General features: G+C 44.3%; 17 protein-coding genes. 15 read left to right on the top strand and 2 right to left on the bottom strand.

Going from position 1 to position 15,295, the window contains the following annotated elements:
• From trpD to PODO_RS20035, 7 genes are read left to right on the top strand one after another with little or no spacing between them, the layout of a single operon-like run.
• A complete protein-coding gene (gene trpD, locus PODO_RS20065) occupies window positions 1-1,041 on the top strand; it encodes an anthranilate phosphoribosyltransferase (RefSeq protein ID WP_174890045.1) in 1,041 nt (346 codons plus the stop codon).
• Entirely contained in the window at window positions 1,031-1,861 is an 831-nt protein-coding gene (gene trpC, locus PODO_RS20060) for an indole-3-glycerol phosphate synthase TrpC (protein WP_036676246.1), read from the top strand. The genes trpD and trpC overlap by 11 nt, the downstream gene beginning before the upstream one ends.
• Window positions 1,854-2,531, top strand: coding sequence for a phosphoribosylanthranilate isomerase (locus tag PODO_RS20055; protein WP_036676248.1), 678 nt, complete (start codon window positions 1,854-1,856; stop codon window positions 2,529-2,531). The genes trpC and PODO_RS20055 overlap by 8 nt, the downstream gene beginning before the upstream one ends.
• Window positions 2,528-3,727 carry a tryptophan synthase subunit beta gene (trpB, locus tag PODO_RS20050; protein ID WP_038572430.1) on the top strand — a complete coding sequence of 400 codons (1,200 nt, stop codon included), beginning with the start codon at window positions 2,528-2,530 and terminating at the stop codon, window positions 3,725-3,727. The genes PODO_RS20055 and trpB overlap by 4 nt, the downstream gene beginning before the upstream one ends.
• Window positions 3,724-4,548: a tryptophan synthase subunit alpha gene (trpA, locus tag PODO_RS20045; protein WP_038572429.1), complete on the top strand. Its 825-nt coding sequence runs from the start codon at window positions 3,724-3,726 to the stop codon at window positions 4,546-4,548. Before trpB ends, trpA begins: the two co-directional genes overlap by 4 nt.
• 60 nt (window positions 4,549-4,608) lie before the next feature.
• Window positions 4,609-5,706, top strand: a complete 1,098-nt coding sequence (hisC, locus tag PODO_RS20040; protein ID WP_038574657.1) for a histidinol-phosphate transaminase — start codon at window positions 4,609-4,611, stop codon at window positions 5,704-5,706.
• A gap of 46 nt (window positions 5,707-5,752) precedes the next feature.
• Window positions 5,753-6,847, top strand: coding sequence for a prephenate dehydrogenase (locus PODO_RS20035; RefSeq protein WP_036676253.1), 1,095 nt, complete (start codon window positions 5,753-5,755; stop codon window positions 6,845-6,847).
• A gap of 481 nt (window positions 6,848-7,328) precedes the next feature.
• Here PODO_RS20035 and PODO_RS20030 read toward each other — a convergent pair whose 3' ends face one another.
• On the bottom strand, window positions 7,329-8,633 hold the full coding sequence (locus PODO_RS20030) for a CynX/NimT family MFS transporter (RefSeq protein ID WP_080742539.1): 1,305 nt from the start codon (window positions 8,631-8,633) through the stop codon (window positions 7,329-7,331).
• 217 nt (window positions 8,634-8,850) lie between these two features.
• Window positions 8,851-9,417 carry a helix-turn-helix domain-containing protein gene (locus tag PODO_RS20025; protein ID WP_038572428.1) on the bottom strand — a complete coding sequence of 189 codons (567 nt, stop codon included), beginning with the start codon at window positions 9,415-9,417 and terminating at the stop codon, window positions 8,851-8,853.
• Window positions 9,418-9,613: 196 nt separating this feature from the next.
• Between PODO_RS20025 and PODO_RS31200 the strand changes: the two genes are divergently transcribed.
• The 8 genes from PODO_RS31200 to PODO_RS19990 all read left to right on the top strand — a co-directional run bounded on the left by PODO_RS31200 (window position 9,614) and on the right by PODO_RS19990 (window position 15,294).
• Entirely contained in the window at window positions 9,614-9,790 is a 177-nt protein-coding gene (locus PODO_RS31200; protein WP_143766109.1) for an HAD family hydrolase, read from the top strand.
• 552 nt (window positions 9,791-10,342) lie between these two features.
• Window positions 10,343-10,930, top strand: coding sequence for an RNA polymerase sigma factor (locus PODO_RS20020; protein WP_036676255.1), 588 nt, complete (start codon window positions 10,343-10,345; stop codon window positions 10,928-10,930).
• 152 nt (window positions 10,931-11,082) lie between these two features.
• Window positions 11,083-11,529 (top strand): hypothetical protein, encoded by a 447-nt coding sequence (locus PODO_RS20015; protein ID WP_051490909.1) that lies wholly within the window; start codon window positions 11,083-11,085, stop codon window positions 11,527-11,529.
• 178 nt (window positions 11,530-11,707) lie between these two features.
• The gene (locus tag PODO_RS20010; protein ID WP_036676257.1) at window positions 11,708-12,295 is read left to right on the top strand and encodes a histidine phosphatase family protein; all 588 of its coding nucleotides are present in this window, start codon (window positions 11,708-11,710) and stop codon (window positions 12,293-12,295) included.
• A gap of 89 nt (window positions 12,296-12,384) precedes the next feature.
• Entirely contained in the window at window positions 12,385-13,470 is a 1,086-nt protein-coding gene (locus tag PODO_RS20005) for a hypothetical protein (protein WP_038572426.1), read from the top strand.
• Window positions 13,471-13,716: 246 nt separating this feature from the next.
• Window positions 13,717-13,896, top strand: a complete 180-nt coding sequence (locus tag PODO_RS20000) for an IDEAL domain-containing protein (RefSeq protein ID WP_036676261.1) — start codon at window positions 13,717-13,719, stop codon at window positions 13,894-13,896.
• Window positions 13,897-14,080: 184 nt separating this feature from the next.
• Window positions 14,081-14,500 carry a DUF2487 family protein gene (locus PODO_RS19995; protein WP_038572424.1) on the top strand — a complete coding sequence of 140 codons (420 nt, stop codon included), beginning with the start codon at window positions 14,081-14,083 and terminating at the stop codon, window positions 14,498-14,500.
• Between the two features lie 239 nt (window positions 14,501-14,739).
• On the top strand, window positions 14,740-15,294 hold the full coding sequence (locus PODO_RS19990) for a QcrA and Rieske domain-containing protein (protein ID WP_036676264.1): 555 nt from the start codon (window positions 14,740-14,742) through the stop codon (window positions 15,292-15,294).
• Window position 15,295 lies beyond the last annotated feature (1 nt).

Genomic DNA, 15,295 nt, shown 5'->3' with positions numbered 1-15,295 from the left:
ATGGATGCAACAAAATTGATACAATCAGGAATCGCTGGACTAATCGAAGGCAAAAGTCTGACACGTGGAGAAGCACGGGATATAATGGGTGCAATCATGCTGGGAGATGCTTCTCAGGCGCAAATCGGATCACTGCTGACCGCTTTACGGATTAAGGGAGAGACCGTGGAGGAAATTACGGGGTTTGCGGAAGCCATGAGAGGTTTCGGCACACCTGTCCTTACTGAAAAAGCGCGTCTGCTAGATACATGTGGTACGGGCGGTTCCGGCATCCATAAGTTTAATATTTCTACCGCCTCAGCGATTATTTCATCAGCGGCTTCTGTACGAGTTGCCAAACATGGCAACCGCTCAGCTTCCGGTAGAGCAGGAAGTGCAGATGTACTTGAAGCTTTGGGCGTCAACATTCATCTGAATGCGGATCAGGCTCGGGAATGCTTGGATCGAATCGGCATTTGTTTTTTATTCGCGCAAATCTATCATCCTTCGATGCGGCATGCGGCGGCACCGCGTAAAGAGCTTGGAGTGCGGACGATTTTTAATATGCTTGGTCCGCTTACGAATCCCGCGGGTGCTGACCGTCAGCTGCTGGGGATTTATGATCGGAATAAGACAGAGACGGTGGCTAATGTACTGAAGGAGCTGGGGTCCAAGCGTGCGATGGTTGTTAGCAGCTTGGATGGTCTGGATGAAATCAGCATCTCGGCCCCTACATTAGTGTCTGAGCTAAAAGAGGGCACCGTAACCACGTATGAGGTAACGCCAGAGGCATTAGGTCTTAACAGACATCCACTGGAAGCTGTGCTGGGTGGAGATGTAGCTGAAAATGCGGCGATTATTACCTCGGTCCTTCAAGGGCAGATTAATCCTTATCGCGATATCGTTCTTGCTAACGCCGGAGCCTGTATATATGTTGCTGGTCTGGCAGATACCATGGCCGGAGGCGTAGAGAGAGCAAAAGATGTAGTGGATTCAGGCAAGGCATTATCCAAGCTTAATCAGCTTGTAGCTATGACGGAGGAACTTAATTATGTATCTTGATAAAATTGTCGCGACTAAGATTAAAGAGGTTGAATTGCTCAGTAAAAACTTTTCGTTGGCACAAGCAGAGCGTGATATTGCGCTTCTTCCGGCAACAAGAGGCTTTCGTAAGGCTCTGACCCAAGGGAAGAACAGAGATATGGGCTTGATCGCTGAGGTGAAGAAGGCTTCTCCTTCCAAAGGGTTGATCCGTGAAGATTTTGATCCTGTTTCCATTGCAAAAGGATATGAAGCTGGAGGCGCTGATTGTTTATCTGTTCTGACGGACACAGAATATTTCCAGGGCAGCGCAGCTTATCTGCAGCAAGTGAAGGAAGCTGTAAATCTGCCGCTGCTTCGCAAAGATTTTATTATCGATGAGAAGCAAATCTACGAAGCACGTCTTCTCGGAGCGGATGCCGTGTTGTTGATCGTCGCTATTTTGACACCGGCACAACTGTCTCATTTTATAGATATAGCTTCAGGGCTTGGATTAGATATCTTGATTGAGGTGCATGACCGAAATGAACTGGCGGTTGTACTGAGCACAGAAAAGATAACCCAACCTAACGTCCTGCTAGGAATTAATAACCGTAATCTACGTACCTTCGAGACCTCTTTGGAGACAACAGCCGAGCTGGCAGCTCTTGTGCCGCAAGGTGTTCCAGTGATCAGCGAAAGTGGAATTTCCGGGTCAAAAGACATCGGCTACCTAAGAACTACTGGTGCTCACGGAGTGCTCGTTGGGGAGTATCTAATGCGTCAAGCTAACGTAGAGGATGCGGTTAACGGTTTGCTCGGTGAGCTTCCTAACGGAAAGGACCGTGTCCGGCATGGCTGAGACATTAGTAAAAATCTGTGGACTTCAGGACGTTGAAGTGCTAAAATCTATGTTACACTTACCACTAGATTATATCGGATTTGTTTTTGCACCTAGCCGCCGGAAGGTATCCATAGAGCGTGCTGCCGAACTGATTGCAGAACTTCCAAATTGGAAGACTGGTGAAATTCCTAAGGCTGCAGGAGTTTTTGTTAATCCGGAGCTGGATGAGTTGAACGAATTGTTGTCTGTGGTGCATTTAGATGTAATTCAGCTCCATGGACAGGAGAGCCCGGCTTTTTGCCAGCAGGTTCGCCAAGCTTATCCACAGGTTCAGGTATGGAAGGCACTGTCCGTTGCTGATCAAGAGCGGGATAAAGCTGAAAATGAATATACCTTGGAAGATTACGCAGCTGCAGTAGATGCGGTTTTATTAGATACTTATGATCCATTGCAGAGCGGCGGCTCTGGCCGAACCTTCGCATGGAACAAATTACCTGAGTACCAAGAAATTGCAGTACGACATGGCTTGCCCTTGTTTGTGGCTGGAGGGCTTCATTCAGATAATGTTGGTGAATTGCTTGATACCTATGTCCCGTATGGGGTAGACGTATCGAGTGGAGTAGAGACTGACGGCATTAAGGATATTCAAAAAATGACAGCTTTTGTGGAAAGGGTGAAGCAATCATGATACAAGTACCGGACCAGCATGGACGTTTCGGTTCATTCGGAGGCCGCTTCGTGCCCGAGACTTTGATGAATGCATTGATTGAGTTGGAGGAGGCCTACCGTAAGTTTTCGGCAGATCCAGCTTTTCAGGAAGAAATAGATTATCTATTAAAGCAGTATTCCGGACGGGAGACCCCGCTGTATTATGCGGAACGTCTGAGCAAACATCTGGGAGAAGCTAAAATATATTTGAAGCGTGAAGATTTGAATCATACAGGTGCCCATAAGATTAACAACGCGATTGGTCAAGGGATTTTGGCCAAAATGATGGGAAAAACGAAGGTAATCGCTGAGACTGGCGCGGGTCAACATGGTGTAGCCACAGCTACAGTTGCAGCTCTGCTAGGTATGGAATGTAAGGTGTTTATGGGGGAAGAGGATACGCGCCGCCAGGCCCTTAATGTATTCCGGATGAAGCTGCTTGGTGCAGAAGTGATTCCCGTTACTTCCGGATCGCGCACTTTAAAAGATGCCGGCAACGAAGCGCTTCGCTACTGGGTTAGCAATGTAGACGATACCTTCTATATATTGGGTTCAGCTGTAGGACCGCATCCTTATCCGATGATGGTCCGTAACTTTCAGCGGGTTATTGGGGATGAAACACGGCGCCAGATTCTGGAGGCTGAAGGAAGGCTGCCGGATCTGCTCGTAGCTGCTGTAGGCGGTGGCAGTAATGCCATCGGTATGTTCTATCCATTCGTTGAGGATGAAAGTGTCGGTATGATTGGTGTAGAGGCGGCTGGTAAAGGCATTGATACCCCTTTTCATGCGGCAACAATGAGTAAAGGAACTCATGGCGTATTCCAGGGTTCGATGAGTTATCTCCTGCAGGATGAGCATGGACAAGTAACAGAAGCACATTCCATCTCCGCAGGCCTGGATTATCCTGGTGTGGGTCCTGAACACTCCTATCTAAAAGATATCGAACGCGCAAAATATGTACCGATTACAGATGCAGAGGCGCTAGATGCATTGAAGCTGCTATGCGTAACGGAAGGCATTATTCCAGCGTTAGAATCGGCGCATGCGATAGCACATGTTGTTAAAATGTGTCCAACCCTTACTAAGGATGATATTGTTGTCATCTGCCTGTCAGGCCGGGGAGACAAAGATGTAGAATCCATTATGGCGTATACAGAAGGGAAGGGAACTGAATGACAACCCAAACTACAAACCGGATGGATTTGGTATTCCGGAAGCTTAAAGCTGAGAACCGGACCGCATTGATTCCTTTTCTGACTGTTGGAGATCCAGATTTGGAGACTACTCTTGCCATCATTACTGAACTGGAGACAGCAGGTGCAGATATTCTGGAGCTGGGAGTACCTTACTCTGATCCGCTTGCAGACGGCCCTGTAATTCAGCGAGCATCTGCCCGGGCACTGCGGGGTGAAGTTCACCTGCGCACTTGCATGGAGACCGCGTTAAAGGCTCGTGAAGCCGGCAGCAGTTTGCCATTTATCTTGTTTTCTTATTACAATCCTATCCTGCAAATGGGTCTTGATATGTTTTTTGCTGATCTGAACAAGCATGAAATTAGCGGACTTATTATCCCGGACCTTCCCGTTGAAGAATCAGCGGAGATGCGGCGCCGTAGTGATGAAGTTGGAGTCAATCTCATTCCTTTAGTTGCACCCACCTCAAGCGAACGTATTGCCAAGATTGTATCCGGTGCGAGCGGGTTTATCTATTGTGTATCTTCATTAGGGGTGACTGGAGAAAGATCCTCTTTCCATGCGGATGTAGAAGCCTTTATTGCTTCCGTTCGTCAAGCTACGGATCTGCCAGTGGCTGTAGGATTTGGGATCTCTACTGGCGAACAGGTTGCCCGTTTTGCTCAGATTTGCGATGGTGTTGTAGTAGGGAGTGCCATTGTCCGCAAAATAGAAGAGGTAATTCCGTTGCTCGATCATCCTGCTACGCGGAATGAGGGGCTGTTGCAAATTCGAGAATTTGTGGCACAATTAAAAAGACCATAACAGTGTCATTCTGACCTGTGTATAGTGGAGTAATCAACTATGGAGAGCGAGGACTATTCAATGAATCCAAAACCGAATATAGTTAATCTCCCTGTCTACAAACCAGGGAAACCTATAGACGAAGTCAAGAAGGAGCTTGGCTTAAGTGAGGTTATTAAGCTTGCATCCAATGAGAACCCGTATGGAGCTTCACCGAGTGCAAAAGAGGCAATTCTAGCAGAACTTGAGAATCTTTATCTTTATCCGGACGGCTCAGCCGTTGAATTGACTTCAGCACTTTCCAGCCGTCTTGGCGTGAATAACGACAATATTATTTTTGGCTGTGGCTCAGATGAGATTATTGCACTTATTGCTCGTGCCTTTTTCTTGCCAGGTGATGAGACCATCATGGCGGACCAGACCTTCTCCGTGTATAAGAGTAACGCAGACATCGAAAGTGCGGTATCTATTGAGGTGCCACTTGTAAAAGGGACACATGATCTGGATGGAATGCTGACCCGTATAACAGACCGTACTAAGGTTATCTGGATCTGTAATCCGAATAACCCAACAGGTACGATTGTACCAGAGGAAGCTTTGGTTTCTTTCCTGGATGCTGTGCCTTCCAATGTAATGGTTGTCCTTGATGAGGCATACTGTGAGTATGTAACAGATCTTTCATACTCCAATGGCATCCAGTTACTGACTCGTTACAAGAATTTGGTTGTGCTTCGCACATTCTCCAAAATTTATGGCTTAGCTGCATTGCGTATTGGATACGGTGTTGCGAGTCCTGAGATCATTTCGTTGATCAACAAGGTACGCGAGCCATTTAATACCTCTCGTCTTGCTCAAGCTGCAGCTCTTGCTGCTTTGAATGACCAAGATTATGTGCAGGAATGCCGTCGTCTTAATAGCGCGGGTATTGTCCAATTGCAAGGTGAATTCAAACGTCTGGGTCTAGAATCCTTCCCGGCACACGGGAACTTCATCATGGTAGATGTTCGTAAGCCTGCTACAGAGGTCTTTGATGCTTTGATGCGTAAAGGAATCATCGTAAGAGCGGGTCATCAGGTTTATCCGACTTATATTCGGGTTACTGTGGGCTCGGCTGAGCAGAATACAGCTTTTATCACCGCGCTGGAACAAACTCTTATAGAGAGTGGAGTACGCGCCTAGTAATAACAGCAAGTCAAGACTAAAGAAGGCAGGTAGTTCAAAGAACATGACGACAAAAATAGCAATATTCGGTGTCGGTCTGATCGGAGGCTCACTGGCCCTTTGCTTTAAAGGCAAGGAGGGCCTGACCGTCGTTGGCCACGCCCACCGTCCTGAATCCGCGAGTAAGTATATTAGCAGAGGTGTGGTCGATAGTGCCACATTGTCTGTGGAGGAAGCGGCAATCGATGCCGATTTCATTTTTTTATGTGTGCCGGTGGGTATGCTAGAGGATTATTTGCAGCAGTTAAGCAAATTGCCGCTCAAGCCCGGCTGCATCATTACAGATGTTGGAAGTACGAAAGCTAGTATTGCCGCATGCGCGGTCTCTTTGGATATTCCTGGAGTACATTTTATCGGCGGTCACCCTATGGCAGGATCAGAGCGTTCAGGTGTTGAGGCAGCTTCATCGCTGTTGTTTGAGAATGCCTATTACGTATTAACGCCTCCACCGGGAGTGCCAGACGAGGCTTATCATGCGTTGGAGTCCTTACTCCACCTTACTAGAGCGCAGATTGTACGCCTTAATCCAGAACGTCATGATGAGATTGTAGGCGCCATTAGTCATTTGCCACATATTATTGCGGTTGCGCTGGTAAATCAGATTAAAGCTTATGATGATACTGACTCCTTGTATAGTACGTTAGCTGCAGGGGGCTTTCGGGATATTACACGGATTGCGTCCAGTGATCCAATTATTTGGCGTGATATCTTGTTAAACAATCGTTCAGTGATGCTTCGTTTGTTGAAGGATTGGAACGAGGAAGTTTCTTCTTTTGTTCGTTTGCTGGAAAGTGAAGATGGTGTAGGGATTGAAGAGGCATTTCATGAAGCCAATGGCTTCCGTAGTCAATTGCCTGAACGGCGTAAAGGTATGATAGCACCTTTATTTGACCTACATATTGATGTACCGGATCATCCGGGGATTATCGGTCGTATTGCTACAGAGCTGGGGGATCAAGGAATTAACCTTAGCAACGTACAAATTATCGAAAGCCGTGAAGATGTTCCGGGGATTATGCGTCTCTCTTTCCGTCAGGAGAACGATATGGAGCGGGCGAAGATCCTGTTGCAGCATCATGATTATACGGTATACGTGTAGTATTAAGGTTCGCTCGGGTTCATTTTCAAATCGTAATAAACAGCAAAACAGCGATTCTCATGTGAATAGAGAATCGCTGTTTTTTTTGTTTGTTGGTTTGTTGGTTGCTTACTTCAACATGCCGCCGTCAGTATCGTCATCGGTATCGCCATCGCCATCGGTATCACTATAAGTACCAGTATAAGTACCAGTATAAGTACCACCTAGTACTTACGGACCCTAATGACGTTATTTGCTCGTTTTTTGCCTTTGAAGCAGTCTTTCGGACTCCACTGACACTATTTCATATGAAGAGGCTTATATTGGGTGTTTTTCGTGCCAATAGCTGCTATGCGGTCCGTTAGCATCCCAAATGTGGATTAATGCTGTATTTAAGGTCAACTGTGTCCGATAGCGTCTTCGTACAAGCTAAATGTTTATTGGATCAACGAAGAAAAGAAAGGAGTGCCGCAAAATGCTTCCGGATTAATACCCGAAGACTCTAATTTAGGTTTGGTTTGTTGCAACTGTTCCCAAACTCGCTTTCTTCATTTCGATCAGTATTTCTTCCAAGAAATTCTCTGGTACTTGAGTTTGTTTCCTCGTAACTAGCTTGGCTACCTACAAAACGATTTCTTGCTGCTCCTAGACCGACAATAAAGAGTAAGACCGAAGCGCCAAGCAGTATGAAAAGTGGCAGGTTCCAACTATTTGTCGTGTCATGCAAATATCCTATAAGGGCAGGACCAATTGCGGCAAGCAGATATCCGATCGATTGCGCCATACCAGATAGTTCCGCTGCTTGATGCGCACTTTTAGTACGTAAACCGAAAAACATCATGGACAAGCTAAAGGCGCAGCCTCCACCAATTCCGAGTATGATAATCCACAACAGAATGATATTGGAGCTTCCGTAAAGCAGTCCGAGCGTTCCCGTCAAAAGCAAAATGGTTGTGATGAACACTAACGAACGTTGATTTGACATTCGCCCTGCAATAACGGGGACAATAAAGGTAAATGGAAGCAGCGCTAACTGCATTATTGAGAGGTACCATCCTGATTGGCTTGAGTCAATGCCTTGCTGTTTTAAAATTTCAGGCAACCATGCGATTAGCACATAGAAAATCATGGACTGCATCCCCATAAACAAGGTTACTTGCCAGGCAAGAGGGGAACGCCAAACATTCACATCATTGCCGGCCATCTGTTGACTCGTCGAGGCTGTTTCCTTCGTATGCTTTCTTAATTGAGGCAACCAGCAGAGGATCGATATAAAGCTTAGGATCGCCCAAATTCCCAATGCACCCTGCCATTTTAAACCTGCGTTTGCAGCTAGCGGTACACTGATTCCCGATGCGATCGCTCCAGATAAACTCATTGAAATTGCAAATACACCAGTCATGGCACCGATTTTATTAGGGAAATCACGTTTGATTAAACTTGGCATTAATACATTACAAATGGCAATTGCAAATCCAAGAATTGCAGTTCCAATATACAGATTTGCAGCCCCAGATAAAGAACGTATTACAATACCAACAGTCAAAAAGATCAGAGCGAACAAAATTAAAAGTTCAACTCCATACCTACGTCCTAGTTTTGGTACTAGAGGCGATAATAAAGCAAAGGTAAGTAAAGGTACCGTTGTGATCAAGCCTGCTAAAGTATTGGAAATATGAACGTCATCCCTTATGAGACCCACTAAAGGACCGACCGAGGTTAAGGGAGCACGTAAATTTGCGGCAATAATAATAATGCCGAGTAGTAGCAGCCCTAAAGATGATGGTACGAATTTTTTATTCGGCATTCTTCATTTTCCCTCCCAGAATTAATGCGTACTAATATCCGCGCGGACAATGAAAGTATAGTATAATATATTAAATTTAACAATAAGTATTTTAAAGTTTACTTTATTGAGATTGTCCTATATCTTGAAATGCTTAAATTAGTTAAAAAAATACAACTCAGAGTTTCCATATAGAATGGTATACTGAGTTGCATTTTATAGGTGAAATTTTCGACTTTTAGAAACCATATTTTAAGGAGATATGGAGCACTGTTTCGCTATTTGTATGATTGGTATAAGAGTGAGGGCGGTCTGCACGAAAACTGATCGTATCATATTGATTCAATGTGTACATTTCTCCATCGACTCGAATTTCAATGGAACCAGTCATTACTGTCGCAATTTCAGTTGTATTCACATGATGACCTTCAGGGTGATACGAACTATTTGGCTGTAAGTAAGCCCGACACATTTCAATATCGTTGCTTACGTTTTTAAAGACGGGTTCAATGATCCAATTCTTTTGATCATTAGAAAACCGGAGACCTTCACCTGCTCGATACAGACTAACAGGGTCTTCAGATTTGAACAAAGCTAATAGGGGCAAAGATATGCCTTTTGAAATTTTCCATATTATCGCCAAAGTTGGATTTGTCTCGCCACGTTCGATATTCCCCAGAGTAAGTTTGCTTACGCCTGTTAATTCCGCTAAGTCATCTAAGCTCATGTTTTTTTCTTTTCTGTACTTTTTCAAGGCACCGCCGATTTGTAGTACCAGTTGTTTTGATTCATCGATTTCATCCATTTCAAATTCACCTCAATAAATAACTTTATAGCTAGTATATTGTTTATTTTGACTCTTTTCCATACGATTAGGATTAGAGGGTGGATAACACACGCAGCTAAACAAAATCTGACGTCTATGTAACGAACCTGCCCGTAAGCTTATCACCGTCCCCGGTTTAATCCTTTATTTTTGCAAAAGGAAGGATACCAATGGGGTGAGCGCAGAGGAGGCTATATTTGTAGGTGATCATCCAATGAATGACGTACAAGCGAGCCGTAACGCAGGGCTGCAAGGCATTTGGAAACGTAATGAGCATATACCTCTTCAAGTGGACGCAGACGGGGTAATAGATGATTGTGGGGATTTGTGGAAGCTAATTCGCTCGCTATAGTAAAATAATCTGATATTGATCATCTAAAAAAAGGTAGAGCGCTTTCAGGACAAAAAAAGACCGCTTACAAAGTAAGCGGCTACAGTTCACAATAAATTGGAACCGTTAAGTATTGGATAGGAGTGGAGAGAAACCATACTGTACTTTTATTATATGTATACGTTTACATTTTGTCAACAGTTTTTAAAAATTGATAAATGTGTTATTTTTAAAGCCGGATTCTAAGTCAGAAATCCAATGTCGGGTCTTGTTGGCGAGAGGACCTATCTTAAGTCTATTAATGTCATCCTATGAGAATATGTGGTACAATAGAGCAGGTATGTTTCTAGATTCGTTTCTATATTTATGTAAAATTAGAAGTATGCCTTATTTCTTTTTGTCTTCTTCATATACATCATGCCTTAATTATCGGGTAGTTGAATATACATAGGTGTATTTCATAAAAAAACTAAAAATTTGCAGTAACACCGCAACTTTTAAAGCCCAAACCGGTATAATAAGTACGGACCGGATGGGAAAAGACGTGCAAGGGCGAGGAGGGCCAATCTCACCATGACGGATTCCCAGTTGATCCAGCAAATCAAACAAGGAAACACAGAATTATATTCAGAATTAATGCGTCGTTATCAACGTAAAATACTAGCATTTGTATATCATATGCTTAGAAATTCACATATGGAGCTTATCGCAGAGGACCTTTGTTCGGAGACCTTCTACAAGGCATTTCGTAGCTTGCATTCCTTTCGAGAGGTAGATGCTTCATTCTCAACATGGCTGTACACTATCGCCCGCAACACTGTGCTAAGTGAGCTTCGCAAGAACCGTGCCGGTAATGTATCTCTGGAAGAGAGTGGATATACACCAGTAGCACCGTTTGAAGTTGCACCCGAGCAGGCTGCATTGCGCAATGAACGGATGAATTTGGTCCGTGAGGCGATAAATAATCTTCCCGAAAAACAACGCTCTGCACTTATCCTACGTGAATATGATCAAATGGACTATCAAGAAATCGCAGAAATTTTAGATCAGAGTGTAAGCTCAGTGAAATCATTATTGTTTCGTGCCAGGAGTAGTGTGAAGCTTCAACTCGAATCCTATTTCAATGAGCCTGAAGTTGAAGAGCAGGTTGAGAGGGTGTAAGGCGAATGAATTGCAGGGAAGCGCAAGAATGTATTCCGCTCTTGTGGGACGCTCCCCCCACACATCCTAGGCGGATTTTACTTGAAAGACATATTGAAACTTGTCCTTACTGCGCTGCAGAATGGGCTCTATGGCAAGAGAGCAGCCTGCTTATGCAAGATTTGAGGGAAGAGATCAGTGAAGAGCGTGCTGAAGCCATAAATGTTAAAGTCATGGAGCGGATTTATTTAGAGAGTCCATGGTTGATGCCCGGTGACGGGAAATCTGCTGGGACCTCTGCTATTGTTCGCCATCGGCTTAGCTTATGGATCGCATGCTTTCTGGCAATATTTCTGTCCAGCGTTCTTTATTTTACGATGTTCAGAACTCCAGGTGATGCAGTTGTTGCTCAGAGTGGAATTGTGGAGACAGGTGTCGCTGGATCCTCGATGGAATGGCAATCAACGTATCCAATCTTGGGCTCTGAAGGTGGGATCATTGAACCCCTTGTTGTAAGTATGGGACCCACTCATCCTCAATACTGGATGATGTTATCGATGTTAGGTGTAGGCTTTGCAGTATTTTCATTAACTAGGCTGAATCGTTATCGCCGATCATAGAGGGTTATTAGACGTATGTCTTTGCTTCCGTTGTTTATAATATTCAGAACATTGAAGGAGTCCCTTTACTTAATGTAATGAGGGGCTTTTTGCATTGTAAAACTCATAAAAAGAAGACTTTTTATTTCATCCATGTTACATTAAGAGACAAATACTTTGCTGAAAAGGGGGAGGCAACATGCTAATCGGCTTGATACGCCATGGATTGACGGACTGGAACGCGATAGGGAAAATACAGGGACAAAGTGATATTCCACTTAATGATGAAGGACGGATGCAAGCTGCAATGCTTGCTGACCGCTTATTACAGGAACCGTACAGCTGGGACTACTGCGTTACTAGTAATCTTTCCCGCGCTGCTGAGACCGGTAAGATTATTGCTGACAAGTTAGGAATTCCGCTATTAGAACCTGATCAGCGTATCCGGGAACGTGCTTATGGGCAGGTAGAAGGGCTTACTGCCGCAGAACGTGAAGAGAAGTGGGGTAAGGAATGGAGCCAGCTCTCCCTCGGTCAAGAAACCGACGAACAGCTTCAGGCTCGGGCTCTTGCTTTTATGGAAGATATTTCTGCACTGCATCCCAATCGGAATATACTCGTCATATCCCATGGAGGATTTCTTGCTCAGCTGTATACTGCTCTTTACAAGGATAAGTATTCTGAACGAATTGGCAATCTATCCTTGACGATTCTGGAGAAGAAAGAGCGGGAATGGAATCCTATTTTATATAATTGTACTCGCCATATCCTGCAAAATCAGCATTAACCCGGGCTTCGGGTTATTTTTTTTGCAATAAAGGGAATAAAATAGGCAGTATTCCCCATAATGGTAGTAAAACGGTGAGGCGATAAAACATGAATCTGGCGGATATGCTTACTTATGCAGATATTGGACAGCTGACCGCCATAGCGGGCCGCTACCGGTGTGAATGCAAACAGAATTCCAAACACGACTTGATCCAAAGTATTTTGATTATGCTTGGAAGCAGAAGTTTTATGGAGTCTCATATCCGGGAATGCGCACCGGAGGATTTACGGTTTTTGAATACATTGCTTTTTGATGAACGCACATACTTTAGTCTTGAGGATTTGTTGGCCGTGGCAAGGCAAGCGTCCTTTGATGCACCTGAAGGGAAAACTGGAGGTTTCCGGGAGATGGTCTCTCGTTTCAAAAGTGGAGGCTGGCTTTTTAGTGGTTCCTCACAGCAGACCAGATATTTGTACCAGGTACCCAAAGATTTAAAAGAACGTTTTCGGGAGACGATGAGTGCACATATCAAAGAGAGCATCGCAACTAGCCCTGAACCTGTTATGTATCGCAGTGAAGGAGAATTAATGATCAGTGATCTGGTAATGCTGCTGAGATATATTAAGGACAATGAGCCAGAACTGAATCAGGAAGGGGCAATGTATAGGCGGTACCAGCAAGGTGTGATGAACGCGCTTCATATTCCGGAGGAGCTTCTTAGCAAAGGCGGTTGGAGATTTGGTTATGGGAGAGCATGTGAGCATTATCCTCCAAGATTTGCGCTTTTGTATGACTATATTCGTCACCGCCGCTGGATCACTGAGGAAGGCTTCCGGCTAAGGCTTACTGCGACCGGTGAGGCTGTGTTAAACGATGGAAAATGTGATTCGTTGATGCAGATATTCTCTTTTTGGTTAAGACTATATAAAGGGGCTGTGCCAAATCTACCTTCACTTGTGTATTGGATAAGCATTAGCGCCGGTAATTGGGTGACAGTACCTTCTTTAGTGGATGGTGTGGGGTGGCTAATTAAACCGTTTTATTATGACAGTGCTGCTTCTATTCTAGAGCAACGAATAATACGGATGATGGTGCACCTAGGGATGCTTAAATTGGGCGAGACTTCTGGTGGACTCGCTGTGATGATGACGCCATGGGGGATAGAGACAGCCGTACCTAAGTATCTTCGGTAGAGGTGCGCATGCGAAAAGGCTTATGGGGATTACATACGCAGATGTAGGAATCCGTTAATGCTGCTGATGGGTACAATAGAGGAAGTATTGAGCGTAATGGGCAAATATGTAGAACGAAGACAGGATTGATGAATATGCTTTAGTAGGTGCCGCTTCTCTTGAAACCGAAAACATAATCATCTTGATGGATATCAAAATATCAAATAACAAGAAAAAAGGATCTCTTAAACAGCGGAGGTGTATCGAATGGACAAAATGAAGGCTACGTATGAAGTGATGCTAGGACTTGCGGCAGAAATGGTGTGGGATGAAGCGCTGCGAAAGCGTCGCTCCGACATCTTGCACCGTGAGATTGACACGGCGCTGGCTACCGGAGATGAGATGGCTTTCCGAAATCTTACTGAGGAACTTAAAAGTTTGGCATAAAGAAATGCGCTTAGCGCATTTCTTTTTTTGCTTATAATCTACTCACTTTGCTTAAACGAACGAAAATAAAAAATCTAAATCTGGACGTTCATCCTCCTCCTTCAATATAATGGGTTCTATAACTTCAGGAAGATCTGCGAAAGATCAAAAAGATTAACAATTATACATAGGGAGATGAATGGGAATGAAATTCAGCGATTTTGAAGTGGACACTTGGGAAGAAAATCGAAAATTCTATGATACATGTCTCATACCTTTTTCAGGATTAACTGGACTTGAGAGTCCTCCTGAGACCGTTCAGGCACTCGAAAGATTACGTAATTTCATGGATATGGTGGAAATACCGTTCAAGGGGCGGATCGTGACTTACCCAGCCATTCAGTATGCTGGAGAGGGTTATGTGAATTTAATTAATGAGATTTGCCAAAAAGTCAAATCCAGTGGTTTCCAGCATGTTGTGGTGTTGACAGCGGATGTACCTCTCCAAGAAAGCCAAATTTATGAAAGCGATTTAGTTCTCTCTCTGCCTATCATTGAGGCTTCTCCAGAAGGAAAGAATAACAGTGGAATTAGTATCAAAATTCAAGAGATGTGGCGGAGATGAACTCCTTATAAATGTGACAGAAAATCAACAATTACAGGTTGAAACCGCTTTTTAGCCTGTCACAAATTAGACAATATTCTTGACGGGTTTTGGAGCCTAAGCTATTATTAGGTTGAATCCAAATGGTATGTGATGTATTTCATTGAAAAGATTTGAAAACGGATTATTTATATTGAGACATCTCTGATCGGACACCACAGATACTTTCTTATATCTTGAGAAGGGGGTTATATAACAGTATGAGCAGCCATAATGAACAACAGGAGACATGGCCTGAACAACCACCCAGCCGTAAAGAGATGTCGCGCAGGCAATTTTTGACCTACACGCTTGGTGGCGCCACTGCTTTTATGGGGGCGGGTACAATTCTTCCAATGGTCCGTTTTGTCGTAGATCCGATATTACATAAGAAGGGTGCTGGAGATTTTATCAAGGTTGCTGAGATAAGCAAAATCACCGAAGAGCCCCAGGAATTTACTTTTGAATTGAAACAGAAGGACGGATGGTACGACAGTACAGCGACACTCACTGCGTGGATCCGGAAAGACGCGAAGGGTGATATTTATGCGCTTTCACCGATTTGTAAACATTTGGGATGTACGGTCGGGTGGAACAACAATAAAGCTCATCCGGACGAATATCACTGCCCTTGCCATGGTGCACGTTATACAAAGCTTGGCAAAAATCTCGAGGTTGCTCCTAAGCCGCTTGATCAGTATAAAACGAAATTCGATAACGGGTGGGTGCTTTTGGGAGACATTGTGCCAAATACAGTAGCTCGTGAGGAGGCGTAGT

This window comes from Paenibacillus odorifer (assembly GCF_000758725.1).
GTDB classification, from domain to species: Bacteria; Bacillota; Bacilli; order Paenibacillales; family Paenibacillaceae; genus Paenibacillus_AQ; species Paenibacillus_AQ odorifer.
Note: the sequence above shows the minus strand (reverse complement) of the source record. Positions and strands in the feature narration are given on the sequence as shown.